Here is a 19,857-nt window from a genome sequence, read left to right as displayed (position 1 = left end):
GCTCCATTTCGTATCTTTGCATCAATGGAACACATTATTTACAATGTTACGGTAAGCCTGGATCCGGCTGTTGAGCAGGATTGGGTGAATTGGATGCGAACAGTCCACATTCCGGCAGTAATGGCAACAGGCTGTTTTTTGGAAAGCCGGATGTCTAAAATGAATGAGCTGGAAGAAGGCGGATGTACGTATGCCATGACTTATATAGCATATAGCCAGGATCATTTGGACGACTATCAGAACAACCACGCTGCGGCCTTACAGATTGATCATAAGACAAGATATGAAGGGCGTTTTGCGGCTTTCAGAAGCACCTTAAACGTTATTCAACATTTCCGGCATGAGCGTTAGAGCCAAAAAACATTTAGGACAGCATTTCCTGAAAGACAAGAATATCTGTAAACGGATTGCGGAGCAGTTTAAGCACCATCAGGGTGTGAAAACTGCGATTGAGATCGGTCCCGGAATGGGTGCCCTGACAGAGTATTTGCTGCAGGACAAAGAAACAGAGTTGTATGTGATGGACTTGGATGAAGAATCCATCGAATACCTGAAAGTGCATTTTCCCCAATTGGAAGGAAAGATCACCTTCGGGGATTTCCTGAAGATTGACCCGCTTACCATTGTTGGCGACAAACCCTTTGCCGTTGTGGGGAATTTCCCTTACAACATCTCTTCCCAGATTTTGTTTAAGTGCATTGACCTCAAGGATTCGATTCCCGAAATCATGGGAATGTTCCAGAAAGAGGTAGCACAGCGTGTTGCAGAAAAACCGGGAACAAAAACCTACGGAATTTTAAGCGTGTTATTGCAGGCATATTATGACATCGAGTATTGTTTCACCGTAGACGAACAGGTCTTTGATCCGCCACCGAAAGTAAAATCGGGAGTGATCCGTTGCACACGAAACGGCAGGGAGAAATTGCCCTGCGATGAAAAATTGTTCAAGCAAGTGGTTAAAATGTCTTTTAATCAGCGGCGCAAAACAATCCGGAACTCCATTAAGGCATTGCTCCCCGAAAACTACGAAGAAAACCCGATGCTCCAATTGCGCCCGGAAAGGCTGGGTGTAGAGGAGTTTATTGAGTTGACGAACTGGGTGGAAAAACACCGGACCAACGTATAAAATTCACGTTGCAAAAAGATTTTTAAGTGTTCTTTACTAAAATGGGGAATAAGGATCGCCGGATGCCGGAATATTAGCTCACTTTAACATTTTCTGAGAATCCTCCCGTTTTTCAGTGTTTTCAAGGGTTTACCAACAAAAATGGTCTCCTGACAGCTGAATTCTGTGAATAAGTAATTGTTACCATTCATCCTTTTCGCTTTACTCCTCTGAAAATTCGATTATTTTTGTGCGAATTTCAAAAATTACGTTGCAATGTCACAAGAGAAAACAAGATACTCAGATAGTGAATTGGAAGAATTCCGTCAATTGATCAACGAGAAGTTGAAAGAGGCGAATGTCGATTACGATATGCTGAAAGCATCTTTGTCGAATGACAACCATGGAACAGATGATACGGGCAGAACCTTCAATATGATGGAAGACGGATCAGAGACTTTATCCCGTGAAGAAGTGGCTCAGTTGGCAGCCCGTCAGGAGAAGTTCATCGAAAACCTGAAAAATGCCTTGATGCGTATTGAGAATAAAACGTATGGAATTTGCCGCGTAACGGGTAAACTGATCCAAAAAGAGCGGTTGAAACTGGTACCGCATGCTACGTTGAGCATCGAAGCTAAAAACATGCAAAACAAATAAGTTGAAGAAACAACTCTATATCGTTTTAATAGCGGTATTCTGCATATTGCTCATTGATCAGGTAACCAAAATTTGGGTTAAAACCACGTTTAATTATTACGATCCACCGGTCAACGCGATCGGTTCATGGTTCCGTTTGTTATATATCGAGAACCAGGGAATGGCATTCGGGACCACGTTTGGAGCAAGCATTTGGGCCAAATTAGGACTGAGTATCTTCCGCATTTTTGCCAGCGTGGGAATCACGTATTATTTCATTAAACAATGGCGCAAAGGTGCTAAAACGGAATTCCTGATCGCAATCGGGCTGGTTTTTGCCGGGGCAACAGGCAACCTGATCGATTCCATGTTCTACGATTTTATTTTTGATTACGATCCGTGCATCGGGTTCAACCATTTGGAAGGATCGGGCATTTGGACGGATTGTGGGATCGTAGGAAAGTACGAAACACGGCATACCGGGTTTCTACTTGGGAATGTGGTCGATATGTTCCAATTCAATATGGAATGGCCATCCTGGGTTCCGTGGTATGATGAAAATGGCGACAACCAAATTTTTCCTGCCATCTGGAACGTGGCGGATGCTTCAATCAGCATCGGGGTTATCATGATCATTATCAGACAACGGAAATACTTTCCGAAGGAAAATAAGAAAAAGGCAGTCTCAACTGCAAGTTCGGTTTCAACCGAAGAAAATACAGAAAATTAATATTGGTAGGTGAAAGATTTTTCGCCTACGTGTTTCTGATCATAATAAATTGATCACTTTCTCCACATCTTCCGGAGTATCGATATTCGGTGTTTCGATTTCTGTTTCTACGACCTTGATCGAATATCCGTTGTATAACCAACGTAATTGTTCTAAAGATTCGATTTGCTCCAGTTTAGTTTCTGCCAAATCACTCAATTGAAGCAAAACCTCGGAGCGATACGCATACAACCCGATGTGTCGCAGAAACGGATAAATTTCCAAAGGTTCACCCTTTGCATTGGCAAAATTCGGGATGGCACTGCGGGAAAAATAAAGAGCACGGTGGTGTTTATTCACAACAACTTTGATCCGGTTGGGATTCAGAATATCTTCCATGGCAATCTTCCTGGAAGCAAGCGTAGCAATTTGTACCTCCGGATCTGTAAAGGCCTGCAGTAATTGATCCAATTGCCGGGCATCTACCAATGGTTCATCTCCCTGGATATTGATCACCACATCATATCGTTCCGAAAGTGTTCTCACAATTTCTGCGCAGCGATCTGTCCCGGTCGGATGTTTGGAATCCGTCAGCATCACCTTTCCTCCAAAACGGTTAACTGTCTGTTCGATCCGTTCATCGTCTGTTGCAACGATCAGATCAGTCAAAAGAGCAGATTTTGCGGCCCCTTCCACCACCCGCTGGATCATGGTTTTCCCTTTCAGGTCAATGAGTGGTTTGCCCGGAAAGCGGGAAGAGGCGTAACGAGCAGGAATGATGCCTAAAATGCGCATAGTTTTTCTTTCAAATATAGTTATTCTCTTCACGCTCTTTGCTTCTTTGCGCTTCGATCTTTTCTATTTTAGATTAATTTTGTCAGCATGAAATATCTATTTGTCGGTTTAGGAAACCCGGGTTCGAAATACGAGGAAACGCGCCACAACATTGGATTTAAGGTCGTAGAAGCTTTGGCAAAGGAATTGGGAGGCACATTTTCCCTGCAAAAAACGGCGGAAGTGGCAGAAGTTAAATTCAAAGGAAGAACCCTTGTTTTGGTAAAGCCGACCACCTATATGAACCTTTCCGGGAAAGCAGTGAATTATTACTTGCAACAGGAGAAAATTCCGAAAGAGAATTTGGTCGTTGTGACGGATGATCTGGCTCTTCCGTTCGGAAAATTGCGCATGAAAGGAAAAGGGTCCGACGGGGGACACAATGGGTTAAAAGACATCCAGGCAACACTCAATACCACGGAATATTGCCGGTTGCGGTTTGGTGTCGGAGCTGATTTTCACAAAGGACAACAGGTTGATTATGTGTTGGGTGAGTGGAGTGCGGAAGAGCGTGAAACACTGAACGAACGGATCGGTGTAGCGACGGAATTTTTGAAAAGTTTTGCTTCTATAGGAATACAATTAACCATGACAAATTGGAATGGTAAATAGCCACTCATTATCAGTGTGTTAACTTCTTTTGGCTGGAAAATCTTATCAATTCGCCTTTTTTGGCTATTTTGAATTGAAACAATCTATACCTTTGTGTGTGCAAATAAATACCATTTGCGCAAAAAACTATGCAATACATAAGACTCACACGAAGTGACGACTTTACTAAGAAACTTTCCCAACAAGTAGATGAATATCTGAAAAGAAATAATCTAAAGCGTTATGGTAATTGGCGGATCCTGTTAAAAGTTCCGTTGATGTTTTCCTTGTTTTTACTTCCATACTTTTTAATGGTTTTCGGAGTGATAGAAAATCATTGGTTACAATTTTTCATGACCATCATCATGGGTGTTGGAATGGCCGGAATCGGGCTTTCCATTATGCATGATGCAAATCATGGAGCGTTCTCGAAATACAAATGGTTGAATAAGATCATGAGTTTCTCCATGGAGATCCTCGGCGGATTTAATTTGAACTGGCGTATTCAGCACAATGTATTACACCACAGCTTTACGAATGTACACGACATGGATGAAGATATTGATTCAATCGGATTGCTTCGCTTCTCTCCCAACATGCCGCACAAAAAAGTGCATCGTTTCCAGGTGTATTATGCATGGTTCTTTTACGGGTTAATGACTTTGTCGTGGATGACCAATAAAGATTTCATGCAATTGAGCCGTTACAGTAAAGAAGGATTGTTACAAGCTCAAAATACAACATTCAGAAAAGCACTGATCCAGTTGATTTTCTCGAAACTGCTTTATTACGTGTACATCATCGCAATTCCATTATTGGTGATGGACGTCACCTGGTGGCAGGTGCTTATCGGATTCGTTGTGATGCATTTCATTTGTGGGATTATTCTGGCATTCGTTTTCCAGGTAGCGCACGTAATGCCGGAAACGGAATTCATGACGAAGGATTGCTATACGCACAAGAACGACGAGATTTCCTGGGCAAAGCATCAAATGATGACAACGGCTAATTTTGAGAATTGGAATCCCTTACTGACCTGGTATGTCGGTGGATTGAATTACCAGATTGAACACCATTTGTTCCCGGATATTTCACACATTCACTACCCGAAAATTTCTAAAATTGTAAAGAAAACAGCCAAAGAATACGGGATTCAGTACAATTATCACCGAACGTTTGGCGCAGCGATCTTCAATCATTTGAGATTATTGAAACAACTGGGAAGAGCTTAAAGGCTTCCGGATGAAAATAAAAGCAGGGGTGCGATTTACGCACCCCTGCTTTTTTATACCATGGATTTCTTATCTTTAAGAAAGAACGGTTAAGAATGGGACACGATCATGCACATCATCACCACGATATAACAGGGAAGAAAGTCAATACGGCTTTTGTTGTCGGGATCATGCTCAATCTGGGATTTGTGGTTATCGAAGCGGTTGTCGGAATCCTCATCAATTCCCTTTCTGTTTTGTCGGATGCCGGACACAACCTGGCGGATGTCGGGACACTGGCGCTTTCCCTGCTGGCTTTTAAATTAATGAAAGTCAAATCGACCAACCAATACACTTACGGTTATCGCAAAACATCCATTTTGGTTGCTCTGTTCAATTCGATGCTGTTATTGCTTACCATCGGTGCCATTGTTTATGGCTCGGTGGATCGTTTTTTTCATCCGCAAATCATTCCGGGTTTAGCGGTTTCAATCATTGCGGGAATTGGAATAGCAATTAATTTTTCCACGGCGTTACTGTTCCTTCGGAACAGGGAAAAGGACATCAACATAAAAAGTGCCTACCTGCATTTGCTGGCAGATGCATTGGTCTCCGCCGGATTGGTACTCGGAGGGATTGTCATATATTATACCCATTTGTATTGGCTGGACCAGGTTTTCAGCTTGATTATCGCTGCAATTATCCTGTTCGGCACCTGGAAGCTGATGAAGGAAAGCCTGCGCTTGTCTTTAGACGGAGTACCGAGTGCGATCCGCTTGGAAGAGATTGTGGCTTTAATTCGGCAGACGAAAGGAGTGAAGGAAGTACATCATGTGCACATTTGGCCCTTAAGTTCCACCGAAAATGCCATGACGGCTCATTTGGTAATGGAAGAAACGGTGAAAGGAGAAGAAGAAGCACAGATCAAACGCGAATTGCGTCACCTGTTGGAGCACCAAAATATTCACCACGTGACGCTTGAAACAGAGCGGGAAGATTGTGAGAATGGTTCGTGTTAGCGACGATTCTTCAGATTGTTCCGTTTTGTTAAACATCCCGAAGGGATTTAGGATTTTGATCTGCTCATTTGACTTGAAACACAGGAAAAGCTGTTTTTCACGAGCGGCTTAAAATAATACTTAAACCAAAAAACCCTGACACCGTTCAAAGAGCATCAGGGTTTTCACGTGTAGTGTATTGGTAGGGGTTTTATTTCTTGATCAGCAGTTGTTTCGTTACACTTCCTTCACTTGATGAAACTTTCAGCCAATACATTCCTTCGGCTAAACCGGAGACATCCAGGGTGAAAGTAGCACCTGTATTTTGCTGTGTGAATAACACTTGCCCGTTACTCGCATAAATTACCGCTTCTGAGTTTGTTGCGGTAGTCTCTACGAATACCGTATTGGAAGCCGGGTTCGGATAGATGGTGTATTCCGGTACCTGGTTCTCATCCAATCCCAAACATGGATCCGAAAAGATCATAATGGTGTCTTTATCCTGGCAGCCATTATTGTTGGTAACGGTCAGAATATAAGATCCTGCTTGCGCACCTATAGTGTTCTGAGTACTTGCTCCATTGCTCCAGTTGTATGCCTGGTAACCACCAGGACCATTCAGGTTAACCGGGAAATGGTTCGAACAAACAGTCATATCGGCACCCAGGTTGATATTCGGTAAGGCAAACAACGCCAAAACCAGCGTATCGCTATCCACGCATCCGTTTGCATCTGTCCCGGTTACAATGTATGGACCGGCAATGGTTGCGTTGAACGGAGTTCCGTTCGTCACACCATTGTTCCAAAGCAGGCTGGGAGCACCTGTTGCATTGAAGGTAACGGATGTTCCCGTGCAAACAGATTGGTCCGTTCCTGCGTCTATAGTAGGAAGGAGATTTACAATAACTGTCAGCGTATCCGAATTTGCGCATCCGTATGTGTCGGTTGCAGTTGCAATGTAGCTCATGGTGGTGGTCGGGAAGAAATCAATTCCATCCTGCACACTGTTGTTCCATGCAATGGTTTCGGAAGAAACTGCATGTAAGTTTACCGTATCCCCGATACAAATTGCAAGGTCTTGTCCGGCAGTGATGGTTGGTAATGTCAACACCCGGATTGTTTCTGACAGGGTTGTATCGGCACAAGCCAATGAGGTGTTTGAAACGAATACCCGGTAATCACCTGCTTCCGTTACGTTTAATGAGTTTCCGGTTTCACCTGGAATAACCAGGTCATCTTTCAGCCACTGAATACTGCTTTGAGCATTCCCCGGGATCGTTAAAGTAACCTGATCTCCCGAACAAATGGAATCTGTTGGTACTGTGATTGCAGCTCCGGCAAGGTCCACACAGGTATTGATGTCAAAAATAGAAAGGGTGGAACTGACCTCATTTGCTAAGATAACGATGTCATTTCCTGTCGGGGAATCTTCTTTTTTAATCACGATGATTCCCTCTGCTCCACGGTCAGGACCGTTAGTTGCCACGGATCGGTTGTTGTAGTATCCGACATATACCGGGGCATTTGGAACATCTACGTTGAACAACATAACTCCACCCACACGTTCCAACGAAACAAACAAATAGTGATTCCCGTTAATGAATGCTGTTGCAACACCTTCCGGCTCCGGACCTTTATCATCCGAACGATTTTTTGAAACGGCAGCTCCTGAACTGTTACTTGCATTGAATAACCCGCTCAAAGTCGGGTGATTGGAAATAATTTGTTCAATCAGATCTTTTGAATCGAAAACCAGTGCGCCAGATTGTGCGTCCCAGATAGAGAATGAGCGGGTACCGAACACGTGAATTTCGTCGATATCTCCGTCGTTGTCCGTATCACCACTTACGTTGGTTACATTGATGCGACCCAGGAATTGGTTGTGTTTCAAAATGTTTTGGTCCGGAATTGAAACGTCCAACGGAGTTGCGGATAAACGCGCGATTTCTGAGAAAGTGCTATACTCACGAGCGTCTCCTTCGTTTGCCGAGAAAATGTATTCCGTTCCTGCGATAGAAGCATGCGCTAAAGCATCCGGCATAAACAAGCCCTTGATCGGAGCAGAGCCAATGAAAATTCCGGCAGTTTGATCGGAAGCATCCAATCCGTTGTTCCCGTTTGCATAATTCATTGTCCCCAATGGGCGGATTTCAGTTACTGTTCCGGCTGTGATATTGATTACGGCCATAGCGTTGTTTTCCTGTAAGGAAACATAAGCAGTGGAGTTATCTTCCGAAAGGGTGATGTATTCCGGTTCGAAATCCTGTGCTGCAGAACTCCCCGGTCCGAAGATGCGGATTCCCTGTGAACGCAAAGCAGCTTCTTGTCCGTTAAACGATTGAAAATTCACCATCGTCACATTGGCTGCAGTTAATGAAGGATAACCTCCCGTTATATCTATAATTCCTACGGAACCTTCCGGATCAACGGAATAATCTGATTTGGGCTCTCCTTCACAAGCGACCAAAACTTTCGTGTAATCGTTGTTGAAAGTGACCATATCCGGCATGGCACCAACAGGCACCTGGGAAATAAATGTTCCGTTCTCATCGAAGAACACAATATTTCCATTTGCCTGCGGATTGGTATTTTCTACCGCACAGGCAACCACTCCGTCATGAACAGTTAATGAATTGATATTTCCATAAGGTGAGATTGAAATAGAATTGAGCAAAGCAGGAGTGGACGGATTCGAAAGGTCTACGATATCCATTTTTGCACCAACGGAATTGGCGATATATAACTTATCTGTTGTAGGATCAAATGCAACAATTTCAGCAGAGTTCGTTCCTTCCGCTCCGTTGGAGAAGCTTGAAAGTAAATTTAATTTCAATTCGTTGTTTGGAGTCGGGGCTTGATAATCGTTGTCTTTGATGTAAACAACCTGGAACGAATTGGTTCCGATAGTTGCATTTTCCAACGAACTCATTTTAAGGATTACTTTTTCTGTTCGCTCAGCAAATGCATCGTCTACAAGTGTCAAACCGACGTTTTGAATTCCGTTGAAACCTCCCGGGATCACGATGGTATCTTCCGCCAAAGTAAAATCAACTCCTTCCGTTGCGTCGGTATAAACCGAATAGCTCAAAATGACTTTGGCCGGATAAATATTGGAAGAGGCGGAATTAACCCCAATGTTTACAGTTCCGGCATTTTCTGCAAAGTTTTGAGTAACTGCTGAGAAGGTGAATGTTCCGGGAGCCGGAAGTAAACTCAGGTTAGAGAGATTGTCTAAAGTTGGTGTTACGACCGACCAGGTTCGAGCGGTAGTCCATACATCCGTTTGTGTATTGTAAGATCCTGTAGCGCGAATGGTTTGATCACCTCCCGGATCTCCTGCCAAGAAAGAAGATGCCTGCAATTTTCCACCCGAATAGCTATCGTTAACAGGTAATTGATACCCGTCCGCACCACCGTTTAATACGGCTGTTCCGAGCGCTGTTCCGTAAAACAAAGCATCAACAGGAACCGTTGAATTGGTAAGTGAGGTAACCGGTAAATTGAAAACGGCAATTCCATCTCCGTTTGATCCTCCGTTCCCGACAACACCGCCTGAAGCTGCTGTTCCGAATCCGTCTCCTGCGGTGGTCGCTGTATTGATCACGCGGATTTTTGTTCCGGTCGGGGCCATGGAACTTCCACCTACATACACCACATCTCCGCGGTTTACAATCCCGGAGTTTAGTTGAAAAGCGTAAGTAATTGTCCCTCCTTCGATCCAACCGTTTAGGGTCGCGGCGGAGTTATTACAGACAACCGTGTAGGGAGTTGTTGCAAAGTTGATATTGCTTGTAGCGACTAATTCGATCCATTCAAATGGAGAATCAGTTCCACTAGGATTTGGTAAAATTTCTGAGATAACGAGTCCGGGATTTTGAGCAAAGCTGGAAATGCTCATCAAAACCGTCCCGATAAAGAGTACTGTTTTTTTCATTGCTGTATAAACTTTCGGCAAAGTTCACCTTGGCATGTAATCAGAAAGACGGGATTGAATGACTTTTGTGGTAAGATTTTGTTGGGGAAAAATGAAATTTGTGAATTTAAAATAAATCAGATCCCCGAATCTGAACCTTTTTTTTAAAGGTTGTTGATGATTTCTTAAAATAATCGATTTAGTCGGCTGGTTTATCAGTAGGTTGTAATGAATCAGACACCTATTGATATCCGGATTAGTTCCAATTTTTTAATATGAGGGCTGCTAGGCTCAAATCGAACGGATTCGTAATCTTGATATTCTCCTCATTTCCCGGGATGAGGTGTATCCGTGCTCCGATTGCTTCCACCACGCTTGCATCGTCGGTAAAACTGGTCAGATACTTTTGTTCATACGCCTTCTTAATCAATTTGGCTTCAAAGACCTGCGGTGTTTGCACGATCCGGTATTGGTCCCGCGGCACAGTTGCATTGGTTTCCCCATCTGCAATGCGAAGAGTTTCTTTTACAGGGATCACCGGAATGACGGCCCGGTGACTTTTAACTTCTGCAAGCAGTTGGTTTAGAACCGATTGATTCACAAATGGTCGAACACCATCGTGAATAGCGATCCAATCCCCGGTAGCTTTCCCCAGTGCATTTTTGATCGAATCAAAACGTTCGCGTCCACCCGGAACTACTTCGTGTTTGATCGTAAAGTTGTGTTTTCGGCACATTTCATCCCAATCGCTCAGGTAATCTTCCGGAAGCGTGACAATTAGTTCCGCGGATGGGTCAAAAGCATATATATGCTCAATGGTGTGCATCAGGATGGGTTTACCATTCAGTAACAAAAATTGTTTCGGGACCGAACCTCCCATTCGTTGTCCAATTCCTCCCGCAGTAATAATGAATGTCAGCATAAAAGCAAGTTCAAAAGGTGAAAGAGTGAAGAAGTTTAACCGATGGCATTTTGGAAAATGAATCTTACTCAAGGTATAAAAATAAGGTTTTGTCCTAAATTACAGGTATCCGAAATTCGCAAGGGCTGCAAATTCGCGATATTGTGAGCAGCTCTTTGTTTATGGGATGTGGCGGAATTTTAAACGGACAGATTGAATCGGAAACCTGCCGGACACCCAGAAACTAAAAAAGGTCTTCCATGGAAGACCTTTTACTATATTAAATCACGAAATTACTTAATCTGATTCGGATCATTTTCCGCCTGTTGGTTGAATTTGCGTTGCCAGTTCAACCAGTAAAGCATTCCAAAAGCTCCCAAAATGATAAATGTCCAGTTTGCAATGTCACCAATGTTGTCATAAAACCATGCACCATTTAGAATTTTTCCGAGTGTCCACCAAAAACTATTCATCTTTTCTCTTTTTTATTAGGACAAAGTAAATAAATAATTTGTTGATAAGTTCCGTTTCCATTGAAAAAAATTCAATAATTCGTCATTTAGAATCGTTTTAAACTTATTTAGCTAAAATTGGACCGGCATTTTGTTTTCCCGAGCAAGAAGAATCCGTAACTTTGCAACATAAAAATTTAAAGATTATGTACCCACCAGAACTCGTACAACCAATGAAGGAAGACCTTACACGTGTGGGCTTTCAACAACTCGTATCAGCATCCGAAGTAGATGCAAGCATTCCAACCAGTAAAGGCGTTGCCCTGGTAGTTGTAAACTCCGTATGCGGATGTGCTGCAGGAAATTTAAGACCGGGCGTGAAAATGTCTTTGGAACAGGCCGGAAAGAAACCGGATCACCTGTTGACCGTTTTTGCAGGTGTGGACACCGAAGCAACCCAACAGGCACGCAAGTACTTTTTGCCATTTCCTCCGTCTTCTCCATCCGTGGCGTTATTTAAGGACGGAAAATTGGTTCATTTCCTGGAAAGACACAATATCGAAGGGGTTACCGCAGCAATGATCGCTGAGAACCTGGAAGCAGCTTACGAAGAATTTTGTTAATTAAGACTTAAAGACATCAGACTGAAGACCAAAGACAGGTTTGTCTCTGGTCTTTTGTTTTTAGTTTAAAAGCGAAGCGATCTCTCAATGTTTATAGATACGCACACACATCTTTACTCCGAACAATTCGACGAAGACCGTACGGCTATGATTCAGCGCGCTATTGCGGCTGGAGTGGAACGTATGTATATGCCCAATATTGATCTGAATTCGATAGAAGGAATGCATGCACTGGAAAAGCAGTTCCCGGAAAACTGTTTCGCTATGATGGGGCTGCACCCGTGTTCGGTAGATGCAAATTGGGAATTGGTCCTGGCAAAAATGAAATTGTTCCTGGAAAAAAGACCGTACGTAGCGGTCGGGGAGATCGGGATTGACCTGTATTGGGATAAGACATTCCTAGAGGAGCAAAAAGAGGTGTTCCGGACACAAATCAACTGGGCGAAAGAACTCCAAATCCCGATTGTAATCCATGCACGTGACTCTTTTCCGGAGATTTACGAAGTACTGGACCAGGAAAACGACGAACGCTTAAAAGGGATTTTTCATTGTTTTACCGGGAACGAACAAGACGTCCAAAAAATTCTCGATTACCAGGGATTTTCGTTTGGAATTGGGGGAGTGGTAACTTACAAAAAGTCTGATCTGCCGGAAACTCTGAAACATATTCCGCTGGATAAATTATTGCTGGAAACGGATGCGCCTTACCTGGCACCGACTCCGTTCCGCGGGAAACGCAATGAAAGTGCGTATGTGGTACATACGGCTGAAAAGGTAGCTGAAATGTTAGGTTTGTCCTTGAACAAATTGAAAGAGATAACAACCAAAAACGCAATGGGTCTGTTTCATCCCTAAGGTGCCCCAATTCTACAATTGTTTTTATGGAAAAAGATTCTATCTTCGAATCCTAACTCCATTTTTATGCGCCTTATTTTAACGATCCTGATCCTGCTTTTAACGGTGTACGTACTTGGACAAAAAAAGCTAAAAGTACTTCATACGAACGTGAAGTCTTTTCGAATGAAATACCCGAGTGATCCCGCCATCACCAAACGGACATGGACCATTGTTCCGGATTTAAAACCGGATAGTGTTATTGTATCAGACACAAAAATTCAATTTATCACAGATGTAGATTCCACCTTTATTAAGGTCGATAAAAAACACCCGGTTTGCGATTTCCTCGTAATCTATCAACATAAAGATACGTGCTGGACACGTGTGAGGTATTACGAAGTTCCGGATTATATCGGTAAATTGAAGAAAGCGGCTAAATACAATACCGCTGATGTGAGAACCGTTCCTGAATTTACTTACCAGGATTCAAGTAATACTCATCTGAAAGCATTGAGAGAAAAATACAACCTGGATTCCATTGCAGGTGATGCCGGAGAGTTTAACCAGATAATCAACCTGATGCACTGGATCCACAACCTGGTGAGACACGATGGTCAGCACGGAAACCCGGAAAACAAAAATGCGGATGAACTGATCAAAGCCTGCAGTGACGGTTCGCGTGGATTGAATTGTCGCGGACTGGCTATTTCCCTCAATGAATGTTACCTGGCAATGGGCTTCAAATCGCGCTACGTTACCTGTATGCCGAAAGAACTGGAGTTTGACGATTGCCATGTGATTAATATGGTGTATTCGGAATGGTTGCAAAAATGGGTGTATATGGACCCGACCAATAACGCATATGTAATGGATGAAAAGGGAACGCTCTTAAGTATCGAAGAAGTGAGACAACGATTGATCGACGGTCGTACCCTCATTGTGAACCCGGATGCGAACTGGAATAACGAGCAGTTCGTTTGGCTTGAAGGTTACTTACATAGTTACATGGCAAAGAACCTGTATCGGCTTGAATGTCCGGTTTCAAGCGAATACGATTACGAAACGAAATCCCCTGGAAAGAACACAGTTTATATTGAATTGTTACCGCTCGACGGGCTCAATCAAACTCCGCAAAAATCTGACCATACGAACAACGATACGGATTTTACTGTTACGAGATATGTGACCAATAACCCCGAATTGTTTTGGAAAGCGCCAAAGAGTGATCATACAAAGGCGCCGGAATAAACTTCTTCCGGGAAACTTGCTTTTTCGGTATTTTCAGTGAACTTTGTCCCACTCAAGTGATAAAAGCATGAAAAAAACAGCGCCGCAAGTACTGGTTATCTATACCGGGGGAACGATTGGAATGGTGAATGATCCTTTAACAGGTTCACTGACCGCTTTTGACTTTGGAGATGTTTACAAACACATTCCCGAACTGGCGCGTTTGAATGTACAATTAACCACTCATGCTTTTCCGCATCCGATCGATTCTTCCGAGATGAATCCGTCCTGGTGGAAGGAAATGGCCGAATTGGTTTACAATAAATACAACGATTTCGACGGGTTTGTAATCCTGCATGGTTCGGATACGATGGCATTTTCGGCTTCTGCGTTGAGTTTCATGCTTCAGGGTTTAAAAAAGCCGGTCATTTTCACGGGGTCTCAACTGCCTATCGGAACGATCCGGACAGATGGGAAAGAAAACCTCATTACAGCCATTGAAATTGCGGCAGCTACAAACGAAACGGGAACCCCACGCATCCAGGAAGTAGCGATCTATTTCGAATATTCCCTGTATCGCGGAAACCGCACATCAAAAGTTTCGGCTTCTTCCTTTGAAGCATTCCGTTCACCCAACCTGAGACCTTTAGCCGTTGCGGGAGTTCATATCGATTATACCGGTGAAACGATTGCGTCTTCGAACGAATTGGAGTTGTTCACTGCTTTTGATCCGTCCGTGGCCTTGATCAAATTCTTCCCGGGAATCAATTGGAATATTTACGAGTCCTTGTTCGACCTTCAGAAAACCAAAGCGATTATCCTGGAAACCTATGGTTCCGGGAATGCTCCCTCCGATTCAAAATTCCACGAATTGCTGTTGAATTACCTTCAGACAGGTGGAATTGTACTGAACATTACCCAATGTTCTACAGGAAGAGTGGAGCAGGGGAAATACGAAACCAGTTCCTTCTTCGAAAAGAACGGTGTGCTTTCGGGTTTCGATCTCACAACGGAAGCGGCAGTCACCAAAACCATGTATGCTTTGGGTAAAAGCATGGGAAATACGGAAGCTGCCAAAGCCATTTTGAAGCAATCCGTTTGCGGGGAAGTGACGATTTAAGCCAGTTATTTTACTTCGCCAAATTCACCGACGATTTCTTCGGAGAACCGAAACCAAAATTGACCGAAAGGGTGGAAACCAGTGTGCGCTTCGGGTTTATTACCGGATTGAACTGATTCCCGAAATTGAAGGTCAAAATGGCCTGATCTGTCAGCCTGTAATTGACTACCATCAAATATTGCACATCGTTGCTTCGCTTTTTGGTATAAATCTTATTGCCTTCTGCATCCGTTCCCAAAGGAGTTTCCGTACTGCTGCTTCGACCCACCAATTCAGCTTGAACTGAGCATTTTTTAAATTCTGCAGCCAGTGAAATTCCGTAATCGTGGTTGTTCTGATAAACGGTGGAACCCGGGAAATAGAGCTTGTAATAATCAATATTATACCATTCGTAGCGGTACACTGCCAGAAGTTTCAGTACGTGATTTTCAGTGGCGAAAAAGCGGTAAGTCGGGGTAATCCAAAGGGCATTTTTCGGAGCATAGGAAAACTCGAAATTGTTTGTTGGGAAGTTGAGCAAACTGGCGAGTGCCAAGTCGAGTGAAAACCCTTGCCGGTTGACCAGGTATTTCTTGAAATGGGCGTAGACCTGATCGGATAAAATGTGCTTGCGAAACAAGCCTGCAATGGCATTGCTGAATTCATCGTGATTGCTTGCGGTCAATTTCGGCAGTTCCAGGGTGTCCGCACAAAAAGCTTCCATGAATTGATTGATTTCTGCAGCCGAGTCAAAAAAGGAGAGATTCCCGATGAGCTTTTTTAACGGTTGATTGATCGATTGCATAAAATCCGTAATCGATTGCACAGCCGGATTGTCGAGGGTCTGCATTCGGATAAGGGCAAATTTATTTTCAAGAATATCTGCAGATCTTAATTGTTTCCGGTAGTTTTCAATCGTGTCCCGGTCATTTTTTCCCCCGAAATAAATCGAAGTCCTGGCACCAAAACCCAGTGCATTGGATTTGGTGCTGTCGCCCAGTAAAAAACTTTGCGAAGACGAAACGGAAAAGGATGCATTGCGCAAAAAAGATTGCCAGGCCGTCGGATACAAGTATTCGCTGAGACTGATGTGCGGATTTCTCGACCAGTAGGGAGTGAACTCAATTGCCAGATCCTTGGGAATGACGATGCTTCCGGCATCCGTAAAATTATTGTAGAGTGCGGTTTCCAGTGCGTTCAAGGTTTTTGGAGCCAAAACGGTTGTTGGCTGCATCCCGGTAATTGCGGAAGCAGGTGAAGTGGGAGCAGTCAATCGTTGCAGCTTTTCCTGTGTATCATCCTGGGCGAATGTGCCGCTTGCTAAACCGGTAATAAGTAAAAAAATCAGGATTCTCATGGCGCAGGAAATTTGATTTTGATTGTTACCTGGGCCCTGTCCTGCACGGAAGTCGGATTCGTATGATTTACGATCACCGTTCCGTTCACTTTAAAATGAACTTCGATTTGTTCCACTTCACCTGCGGGACATGTGAGTGTGGAACTGACATAGGTCGTTCCACGCAAGGAAGCTCCGTTGCCTAAACCCTGTGAAGCGTTGTTTATGAGCGTAGGGATGTCGTTGTTGGTTGGGGTCGCAATATCGGTAGTTGCGGTAGTAGCAGAGGAAATAATCGCTACTTCAAAAGTAGCAGCAGCGTTGTCAGCTAAAGTGAAATTACATTCGTAAGGATATACGATAGTTTCTTGGTCAGCCATAAGAATAGCGGTTAAAATGCGTACCAAAATACGATAAATTCCGATTCCCTATTGATTCAGGGGTCAGAATTTTTTTTTTGGGAAGAAGGGAAAATGAATTGATTTAAACAACATGCAAAAAACGTTTTTTATGAAAGTACTGGGTTAATTAAAGAAAAAGTGTATTTTTGCACTCCACTAAAATAGAGAGGTGTCCGAGTGGTTGAAGGAGCTACCCTGGAAAGGTAGTATACGGGTAACTGTATCGAGAGTTCGAATCTCTTCCTCTCTGCCAGAACGATCCCAGGCTTTACAACGCCTGGGATTTTTTTGTTCCTACTGCTGATTTTTCAGCCGGTTTACTTCTTTTTGAAGGGAATCAACCCGGTCCAATAAATGTTTGATCGTCTCCAGGCCTTCCATATTAATTTCGAGTTCGTAATGAAGATGCATGTATTTTTCCAGCTCGGTAAGCTGTTCGAAAGCAATGAAAAAGGTCTCACCGGAAGAATTTAGCTCAATTAAACCATGCTCATTCAGTTGTTGTACGAATGAAACTTCAATGTTGTAATAGACACAGCATTGTTCGATGGATATATGATTTGTCTGTTCCATGTTAATTCATTTTACGCTCGCGGGCAAGTTGTTCGATCAGTTCTTTTTCTTTTGCAGTAAGATTCGTCGGCAATTGGATCTGGTATGTCACATATAAATCCCCGAATTGCCCTTCCTTTTTGTAGACCGGGAATCCTTTCCCCTTTAGCCGCACTTTGGTGCCGTTCTGGGTTTCTGGAGCCACCTTCATTTTTACTTTCCCATCCAGGGTATCGATGAATTCTTCACCACCCAACAATGCTTTGTAAAGATCCAGCGGAACGGTTGCATACAGGTCATTCCCCTTGCGGGTAAACGCAGTGTTGTTTTTGATCTCAAAGGTGATGTACAAGTCGCCGTTTGGTCCGCCGTTTGCCCCGGGAGCTCCGTGTCCGGTCAACTTGATTTCCTGTCCGTTCTCAATTCCTGCCGGTACGGTGATACGAATGTTTTTCCCGTTCACCATAAAGGTTTGCTGATGGGTTTTGTAGGCTTCCGTTAAGGAAAGCTGAACAACGGCACGAAAATCCCCGCCTTTAAATTTTGCCTGTCGGCCGCCCCGGTTCCCAAACATGGACGAGAAAAAATCCGAATAGTCATTTTCATCCCCATAGGTGTAGTATTCACCTCCGCCAAACGGATTATCGGAATTTCCGAAAGGATTTCCCTGGCCTCGTGTGCCGGATGCTTTTTGCTGCTTGCGTGCTTGTTCGAATTGCTCCGCATGTTTCCAGTCTTTTCCGTATTGATCGTATTTTTTCCGGTTCTCAGGATCTCCTAATACCTCGTTTGCCTCATTGATTTGCTGAAACAATTTTCCCGCTTCGGGGTTGTTGGGATTGAGGTCCGGGTGATGTTTGCGGGCTAATTTCCGGTACGCTTTTTTGATCTCATCGGCAGATGCATTCTTGTTGACGCCTAAAATTTTGTAATAATCAATGTAATCCATGTTACTGAGCCTTGTAAGGTTAAATTAAGGTTTAAATGGGTATTATGCAAGAGATGTTTTTTCAAAAAAAAGGAAATCCCGATTCTTTAATTCCGGGATTCAAAAAATCTGTGATTTTCATAAGCGAATTCAAAAATTGTATAACAATTATAGCAAATAAGGTACTCATCTTTGGTATTTAAATAACTTGGTGATGAGACGACAAACGATTTTCTTTTTAGCGCTGCTCCTGTTCCCGATAGCAGGATACACACAAGCGAAAAAACAAGTGCAGGCAGACAGTTTACCGGCTCCATATGCAACTAAGTCCACGCGGAACCTTTGCAAGGTGATCGGATGGGAAAATCAAACTCCTGCAGCACCAACCGGTTTTGTAGTTGAAAAATTTGCGGACGGATTTGAGAATCCACGTTGGATGTATGTAACTCCGAATGGTGATGTGCTTGTCGCGGAATCAAATGCCAACCATTCGTTTATTGAACAGGTTGGGGGAACACTCATAGGGGCAAATAAATCAAACAATCTAAAGCATAGTGCAGACCGGATTTCATTGTTGCGTGATACGAATAAGGATGGTATTCCGGACCAGAGAGATACTTTGCTTACAGAGTTGAATCAGCCTTTTGGAATGTTGGTCATTGGAAATTGGTTATATGTTGGAAACACGGATGCATTGGTCCGTTATCCGTATAAAGCCGGGCAAACGAAAATTTCCGATCAGCCCGAAAAGATCATAGATCTTCCAGCCGGAGACCACAATCGTCACTGGACACGGAATATCATTGCGAATGCGGACAATTCCAAAATTTACATCGCTGTCGGGTCCGGAAGTAATGTTGCGGAGAATGGGATTGCGAATGAATTGTTACGTGCAGACATTTTGGAAATCAACCCGGACGGATCGGGCTTAAAAGTATATGCCTCCGGGCTGAGAAATCCGGTAGGAATGGGTTGGGCACCTGGCACCAAGACACTTTGGACCGTTGTCAATGAGCGGGATGAATTGGGTGACGAATTGGTTCCCGATTATCTCACCGGTGTTCAGAAAGGTGGATTTTATGGATGGCCGTATTCTTATTATGGTCAACATATTGATCCAAGGGTGGAGGAGACACAACCCGAATTGGTGAAAAAGACGATTGTACCGGATGTTCCATTGGGTTCTCATACTGCTTCATTGGGTCTGGCCTTTTATACGTCACAGGTATTCCCTAAAAAATACCACGGTGGTGTATTTGTTTCACAGCATGGTTCGTGGAATCGTTCGGTGTTAGCTGGATATAAGGTTGTTTTCATTCCGTTTTCGAAAGGGAAACCATCCGGAAAACCGGAGGATTTTTTAACCGGATTCATTGCTGATTTGGACAAGAATGAGGTACATGGAAGACCGGTCGGATTAACCCTGTTGCCCGATGGTTCACTTCTGGTAGCGGATGATGTAACAAACACGATCTGGAGAGTTCGCGCTAAGTAATCAGAACGA

General features: G+C 43.6%; 20 protein-coding genes and 1 tRNA gene. 13 read left to right on the top strand and 8 right to left on the bottom strand.

Annotation, left to right across the window (positions count from 1 at the left end; translation table 11 throughout):
- The first annotated feature begins 24 nt into the window (after window positions 1-24).
- From FO442_RS16730 to FO442_RS16715, 4 genes are all read left to right on the top strand, one after another.
- Entirely contained in the window at window positions 25-351 is a 327-nt protein-coding gene (locus tag FO442_RS16730; RefSeq protein WP_144334366.1) for a DUF4286 family protein, read from the top strand.
- A complete protein-coding gene (rsmA, locus tag FO442_RS16725) occupies window positions 341-1,126 on the top strand; it encodes a 16S rRNA (adenine(1518)-N(6)/adenine(1519)-N(6))-dimethyltransferase RsmA (protein WP_144334365.1) in 786 nt (261 codons plus the stop codon). Before FO442_RS16730 ends, rsmA begins: the two co-directional genes overlap by 11 nt.
- A gap of 255 nt (window positions 1,127-1,381) precedes the next feature.
- The gene (locus FO442_RS16720) at window positions 1,382-1,762 is read left to right on the top strand and encodes a TraR/DksA family transcriptional regulator (RefSeq protein ID WP_144334364.1); all 381 of its coding nucleotides are present in this window, start codon (window positions 1,382-1,384) and stop codon (window positions 1,760-1,762) included.
- A 1-nt stretch (window position 1,763) separates the two neighbouring features.
- Window positions 1,764-2,471 carry a signal peptidase II gene (locus FO442_RS16715; RefSeq protein ID WP_144334363.1) on the top strand — a complete coding sequence of 236 codons (708 nt, stop codon included), beginning with the start codon at window positions 1,764-1,766 and terminating at the stop codon, window positions 2,469-2,471.
- Between the two features lie 39 nt (window positions 2,472-2,510).
- On the opposite strand, the gene kdsB is transcribed toward FO442_RS16715, so the two are convergent.
- Window positions 2,511-3,245 (bottom strand): 3-deoxy-manno-octulosonate cytidylyltransferase, encoded by a 735-nt coding sequence (gene kdsB, locus FO442_RS16710; protein WP_144334362.1) that lies wholly within the window; start codon window positions 3,243-3,245, stop codon window positions 2,511-2,513.
- A gap of 87 nt (window positions 3,246-3,332) precedes the next feature.
- Here kdsB and pth point away from each other — a divergent pair, with 87 nt between their 5' ends.
- From pth to FO442_RS16695, 3 genes are all read left to right on the top strand, one after another.
- Window positions 3,333-3,896 carry an aminoacyl-tRNA hydrolase gene (pth, locus tag FO442_RS16705; RefSeq protein ID WP_144334361.1) on the top strand — a complete coding sequence of 188 codons (564 nt, stop codon included), beginning with the start codon at window positions 3,333-3,335 and terminating at the stop codon, window positions 3,894-3,896.
- 128 nt (window positions 3,897-4,024) lie between these two features.
- Window positions 4,025-5,107 carry a fatty acid desaturase family protein gene (locus tag FO442_RS16700; RefSeq protein ID WP_144334360.1) on the top strand — a complete coding sequence of 361 codons (1,083 nt, stop codon included), beginning with the start codon at window positions 4,025-4,027 and terminating at the stop codon, window positions 5,105-5,107.
- Window positions 5,108-5,202: 95 nt separating this feature from the next.
- Window positions 5,203-6,105 carry a cation diffusion facilitator family transporter gene (locus tag FO442_RS16695; protein WP_144334359.1) on the top strand — a complete coding sequence of 301 codons (903 nt, stop codon included), beginning with the start codon at window positions 5,203-5,205 and terminating at the stop codon, window positions 6,103-6,105.
- 190 nt (window positions 6,106-6,295) lie between these two features.
- Here FO442_RS16695 and FO442_RS16690 read toward each other — a convergent pair whose 3' ends face one another.
- The 3 genes from FO442_RS16690 to FO442_RS16680 all read right to left on the bottom strand — a co-directional run bounded on the left by FO442_RS16690 (window position 6,296) and on the right by FO442_RS16680 (window position 11,371).
- Window positions 6,296-10,018 (bottom strand): choice-of-anchor I family protein, encoded by a 3,723-nt coding sequence (locus FO442_RS16690; protein ID WP_144334358.1) that lies wholly within the window; start codon window positions 10,016-10,018, stop codon window positions 6,296-6,298.
- Window positions 10,019-10,253: 235 nt separating this feature from the next.
- Window positions 10,254-10,919: a 2-C-methyl-D-erythritol 4-phosphate cytidylyltransferase gene (locus tag FO442_RS16685; protein ID WP_144334357.1), complete on the bottom strand. Its 666-nt coding sequence runs from the start codon at window positions 10,917-10,919 to the stop codon at window positions 10,254-10,256.
- 272 nt (window positions 10,920-11,191) lie between these two features.
- On the bottom strand, window positions 11,192-11,371 hold the full coding sequence (locus FO442_RS16680; protein WP_144334356.1) for a hypothetical protein: 180 nt from the start codon (window positions 11,369-11,371) through the stop codon (window positions 11,192-11,194).
- Between the two features lie 185 nt (window positions 11,372-11,556).
- Here FO442_RS16680 and FO442_RS16675 point away from each other — a divergent pair, with 185 nt between their 5' ends.
- The 4 genes from FO442_RS16675 to FO442_RS16660 all read left to right on the top strand — a co-directional run bounded on the left by FO442_RS16675 (window position 11,557) and on the right by FO442_RS16660 (window position 15,157).
- Window positions 11,557-11,973, top strand: a complete 417-nt coding sequence (locus FO442_RS16675; RefSeq protein ID WP_144334355.1) for a BrxA/BrxB family bacilliredoxin — start codon at window positions 11,557-11,559, stop codon at window positions 11,971-11,973.
- Window positions 11,974-12,060: 87 nt separating this feature from the next.
- Entirely contained in the window at window positions 12,061-12,828 is a 768-nt protein-coding gene (locus FO442_RS16670; protein WP_144334354.1) for a TatD family hydrolase, read from the top strand.
- A 66-nt stretch (window positions 12,829-12,894) separates the two neighbouring features.
- Window positions 12,895-14,058 carry a transglutaminase-like domain-containing protein gene (locus FO442_RS16665; protein WP_144334353.1) on the top strand — a complete coding sequence of 388 codons (1,164 nt, stop codon included), beginning with the start codon at window positions 12,895-12,897 and terminating at the stop codon, window positions 14,056-14,058.
- A gap of 67 nt (window positions 14,059-14,125) precedes the next feature.
- Window positions 14,126-15,157, top strand: a complete 1,032-nt coding sequence (locus FO442_RS16660) for an asparaginase (protein WP_144334352.1) — start codon at window positions 14,126-14,128, stop codon at window positions 15,155-15,157.
- Between the two features lie 10 nt (window positions 15,158-15,167).
- Here FO442_RS16660 and FO442_RS16655 read toward each other — a convergent pair whose 3' ends face one another.
- Both FO442_RS16655 and FO442_RS16650 read right to left on the bottom strand, forming a co-directional pair.
- Window positions 15,168-16,493, bottom strand: a complete 1,326-nt coding sequence (locus tag FO442_RS16655) for a hypothetical protein (RefSeq protein ID WP_144334351.1) — start codon at window positions 16,491-16,493, stop codon at window positions 15,168-15,170.
- Complete coding sequence (locus FO442_RS16650) at window positions 16,490-16,852, bottom strand: hypothetical protein (RefSeq protein WP_144334350.1); 363 nt, start codon at window positions 16,850-16,852, stop codon at window positions 16,490-16,492. The genes FO442_RS16655 and FO442_RS16650 overlap by 4 nt, the downstream gene beginning before the upstream one ends.
- Window positions 16,853-17,036: 184 nt before the next feature.
- On the opposite strand from FO442_RS16650, the gene FO442_RS16645 reads away from it, so the two are divergent.
- Window positions 17,037-17,126 (top strand) — tRNA-Ser (locus FO442_RS16645).
- 41 nt (window positions 17,127-17,167) lie between these two features.
- Here FO442_RS16645 and FO442_RS16640 read toward each other — a convergent pair.
- Window positions 17,168-17,446: a chaperone modulator CbpM gene (locus FO442_RS16640; protein WP_144334349.1), complete on the bottom strand. Its 279-nt coding sequence runs from the start codon at window positions 17,444-17,446 to the stop codon at window positions 17,168-17,170.
- A gap of 1 nt (window position 17,447) precedes the next feature.
- Window positions 17,448-18,374 carry a DnaJ C-terminal domain-containing protein gene (locus FO442_RS16635; RefSeq protein WP_144334348.1) on the bottom strand — a complete coding sequence of 309 codons (927 nt, stop codon included), beginning with the start codon at window positions 18,372-18,374 and terminating at the stop codon, window positions 17,448-17,450.
- 193 nt (window positions 18,375-18,567) lie between these two features.
- Between FO442_RS16635 and FO442_RS16630 the strand changes: the two genes are divergently transcribed.
- Complete coding sequence (locus FO442_RS16630) at window positions 18,568-19,848, top strand: PQQ-dependent sugar dehydrogenase (protein ID WP_144334347.1); 1,281 nt, start codon at window positions 18,568-18,570, stop codon at window positions 19,846-19,848.
- Window positions 19,849-19,857 lie beyond the last annotated feature (9 nt).

This window comes from Fluviicola chungangensis (assembly GCF_007558725.1).
Taxonomy (GTDB): Bacteria; Bacteroidota; Bacteroidia; order Flavobacteriales_D; family Crocinitomicaceae; genus Fluviicola; species Fluviicola chungangensis.
The sequence above is the reverse complement of the archived record's forward strand: the minus strand, read 5'-3'. Positions and strand labels throughout refer to the sequence as shown.

Bases quoted from the DNA above. Each gene is read 5' to 3' on its own strand.
- FO442_RS16685 (WP_144334357.1), bottom strand. From the start codon at position 10,919: ATGCTGACATTCATTATTACTGCGGGAGGAATTGGACAACGAATGGGA.
- FO442_RS16690 (WP_144334358.1), bottom strand. From the start codon at position 10,018: ATGAAAAAAACAGTACTCTTTATCGGGACGGTTTTGATGAGCATTTCC.
- FO442_RS16720 (WP_144334364.1), top strand. From the start codon at position 1,382: ATGTCACAAGAGAAAACAAGATACTCAGATAGTGAATTGGAAGAATTC.
- rsmA (WP_144334365.1), top strand. From the start codon at position 341: ATGAGCGTTAGAGCCAAAAAACATTTAGGACAGCATTTCCTGAAAGAC.
- FO442_RS16730 (WP_144334366.1), top strand. From the start codon at position 25: ATGGAACACATTATTTACAATGTTACGGTAAGCCTGGATCCGGCTGTT.
- FO442_RS16695 (WP_144334359.1), top strand. From the start codon at position 5,203: ATGGGACACGATCATGCACATCATCACCACGATATAACAGGGAAGAAA.
- FO442_RS16630 (WP_144334347.1), top strand. From the start codon at position 18,568: ATGAGACGACAAACGATTTTCTTTTTAGCGCTGCTCCTGTTCCCGATA.
- FO442_RS16655 (WP_144334351.1), bottom strand. From the start codon at position 16,493: ATGAGAATCCTGATTTTTTTACTTATTACCGGTTTAGCAAGCGGCACA.
- kdsB (WP_144334362.1), bottom strand. From the start codon at position 3,245: ATGCGCATTTTAGGCATCATTCCTGCTCGTTACGCCTCTTCCCGCTTT.
- FO442_RS16665 (WP_144334353.1), top strand. From the start codon at position 12,895: ATGCGCCTTATTTTAACGATCCTGATCCTGCTTTTAACGGTGTACGTA.
- pth (WP_144334361.1), top strand. From the start codon at position 3,333: ATGAAATATCTATTTGTCGGTTTAGGAAACCCGGGTTCGAAATACGAG.
- FO442_RS16635 (WP_144334348.1), bottom strand. From the start codon at position 18,374: ATGGATTACATTGATTATTACAAAATTTTAGGCGTCAACAAGAATGCA.
- FO442_RS16675 (WP_144334355.1), top strand. From the start codon at position 11,557: ATGTACCCACCAGAACTCGTACAACCAATGAAGGAAGACCTTACACGT.
- FO442_RS16650 (WP_144334350.1), bottom strand. From the start codon at position 16,852: ATGGCTGACCAAGAAACTATCGTATATCCTTACGAATGTAATTTCACT.
- FO442_RS16670 (WP_144334354.1), top strand. From the start codon at position 12,061: ATGTTTATAGATACGCACACACATCTTTACTCCGAACAATTCGACGAA.
- FO442_RS16640 (WP_144334349.1), bottom strand. From the start codon at position 17,446: ATGGAACAGACAAATCATATATCCATCGAACAATGCTGTGTCTATTAC.
- FO442_RS16680 (WP_144334356.1), bottom strand. From the start codon at position 11,371: ATGAATAGTTTTTGGTGGACACTCGGAAAAATTCTAAATGGTGCATGG.
- FO442_RS16660 (WP_144334352.1), top strand. From the start codon at position 14,126: ATGAAAAAAACAGCGCCGCAAGTACTGGTTATCTATACCGGGGGAACG.
- FO442_RS16700 (WP_144334360.1), top strand. From the start codon at position 4,025: ATGCAATACATAAGACTCACACGAAGTGACGACTTTACTAAGAAACTT.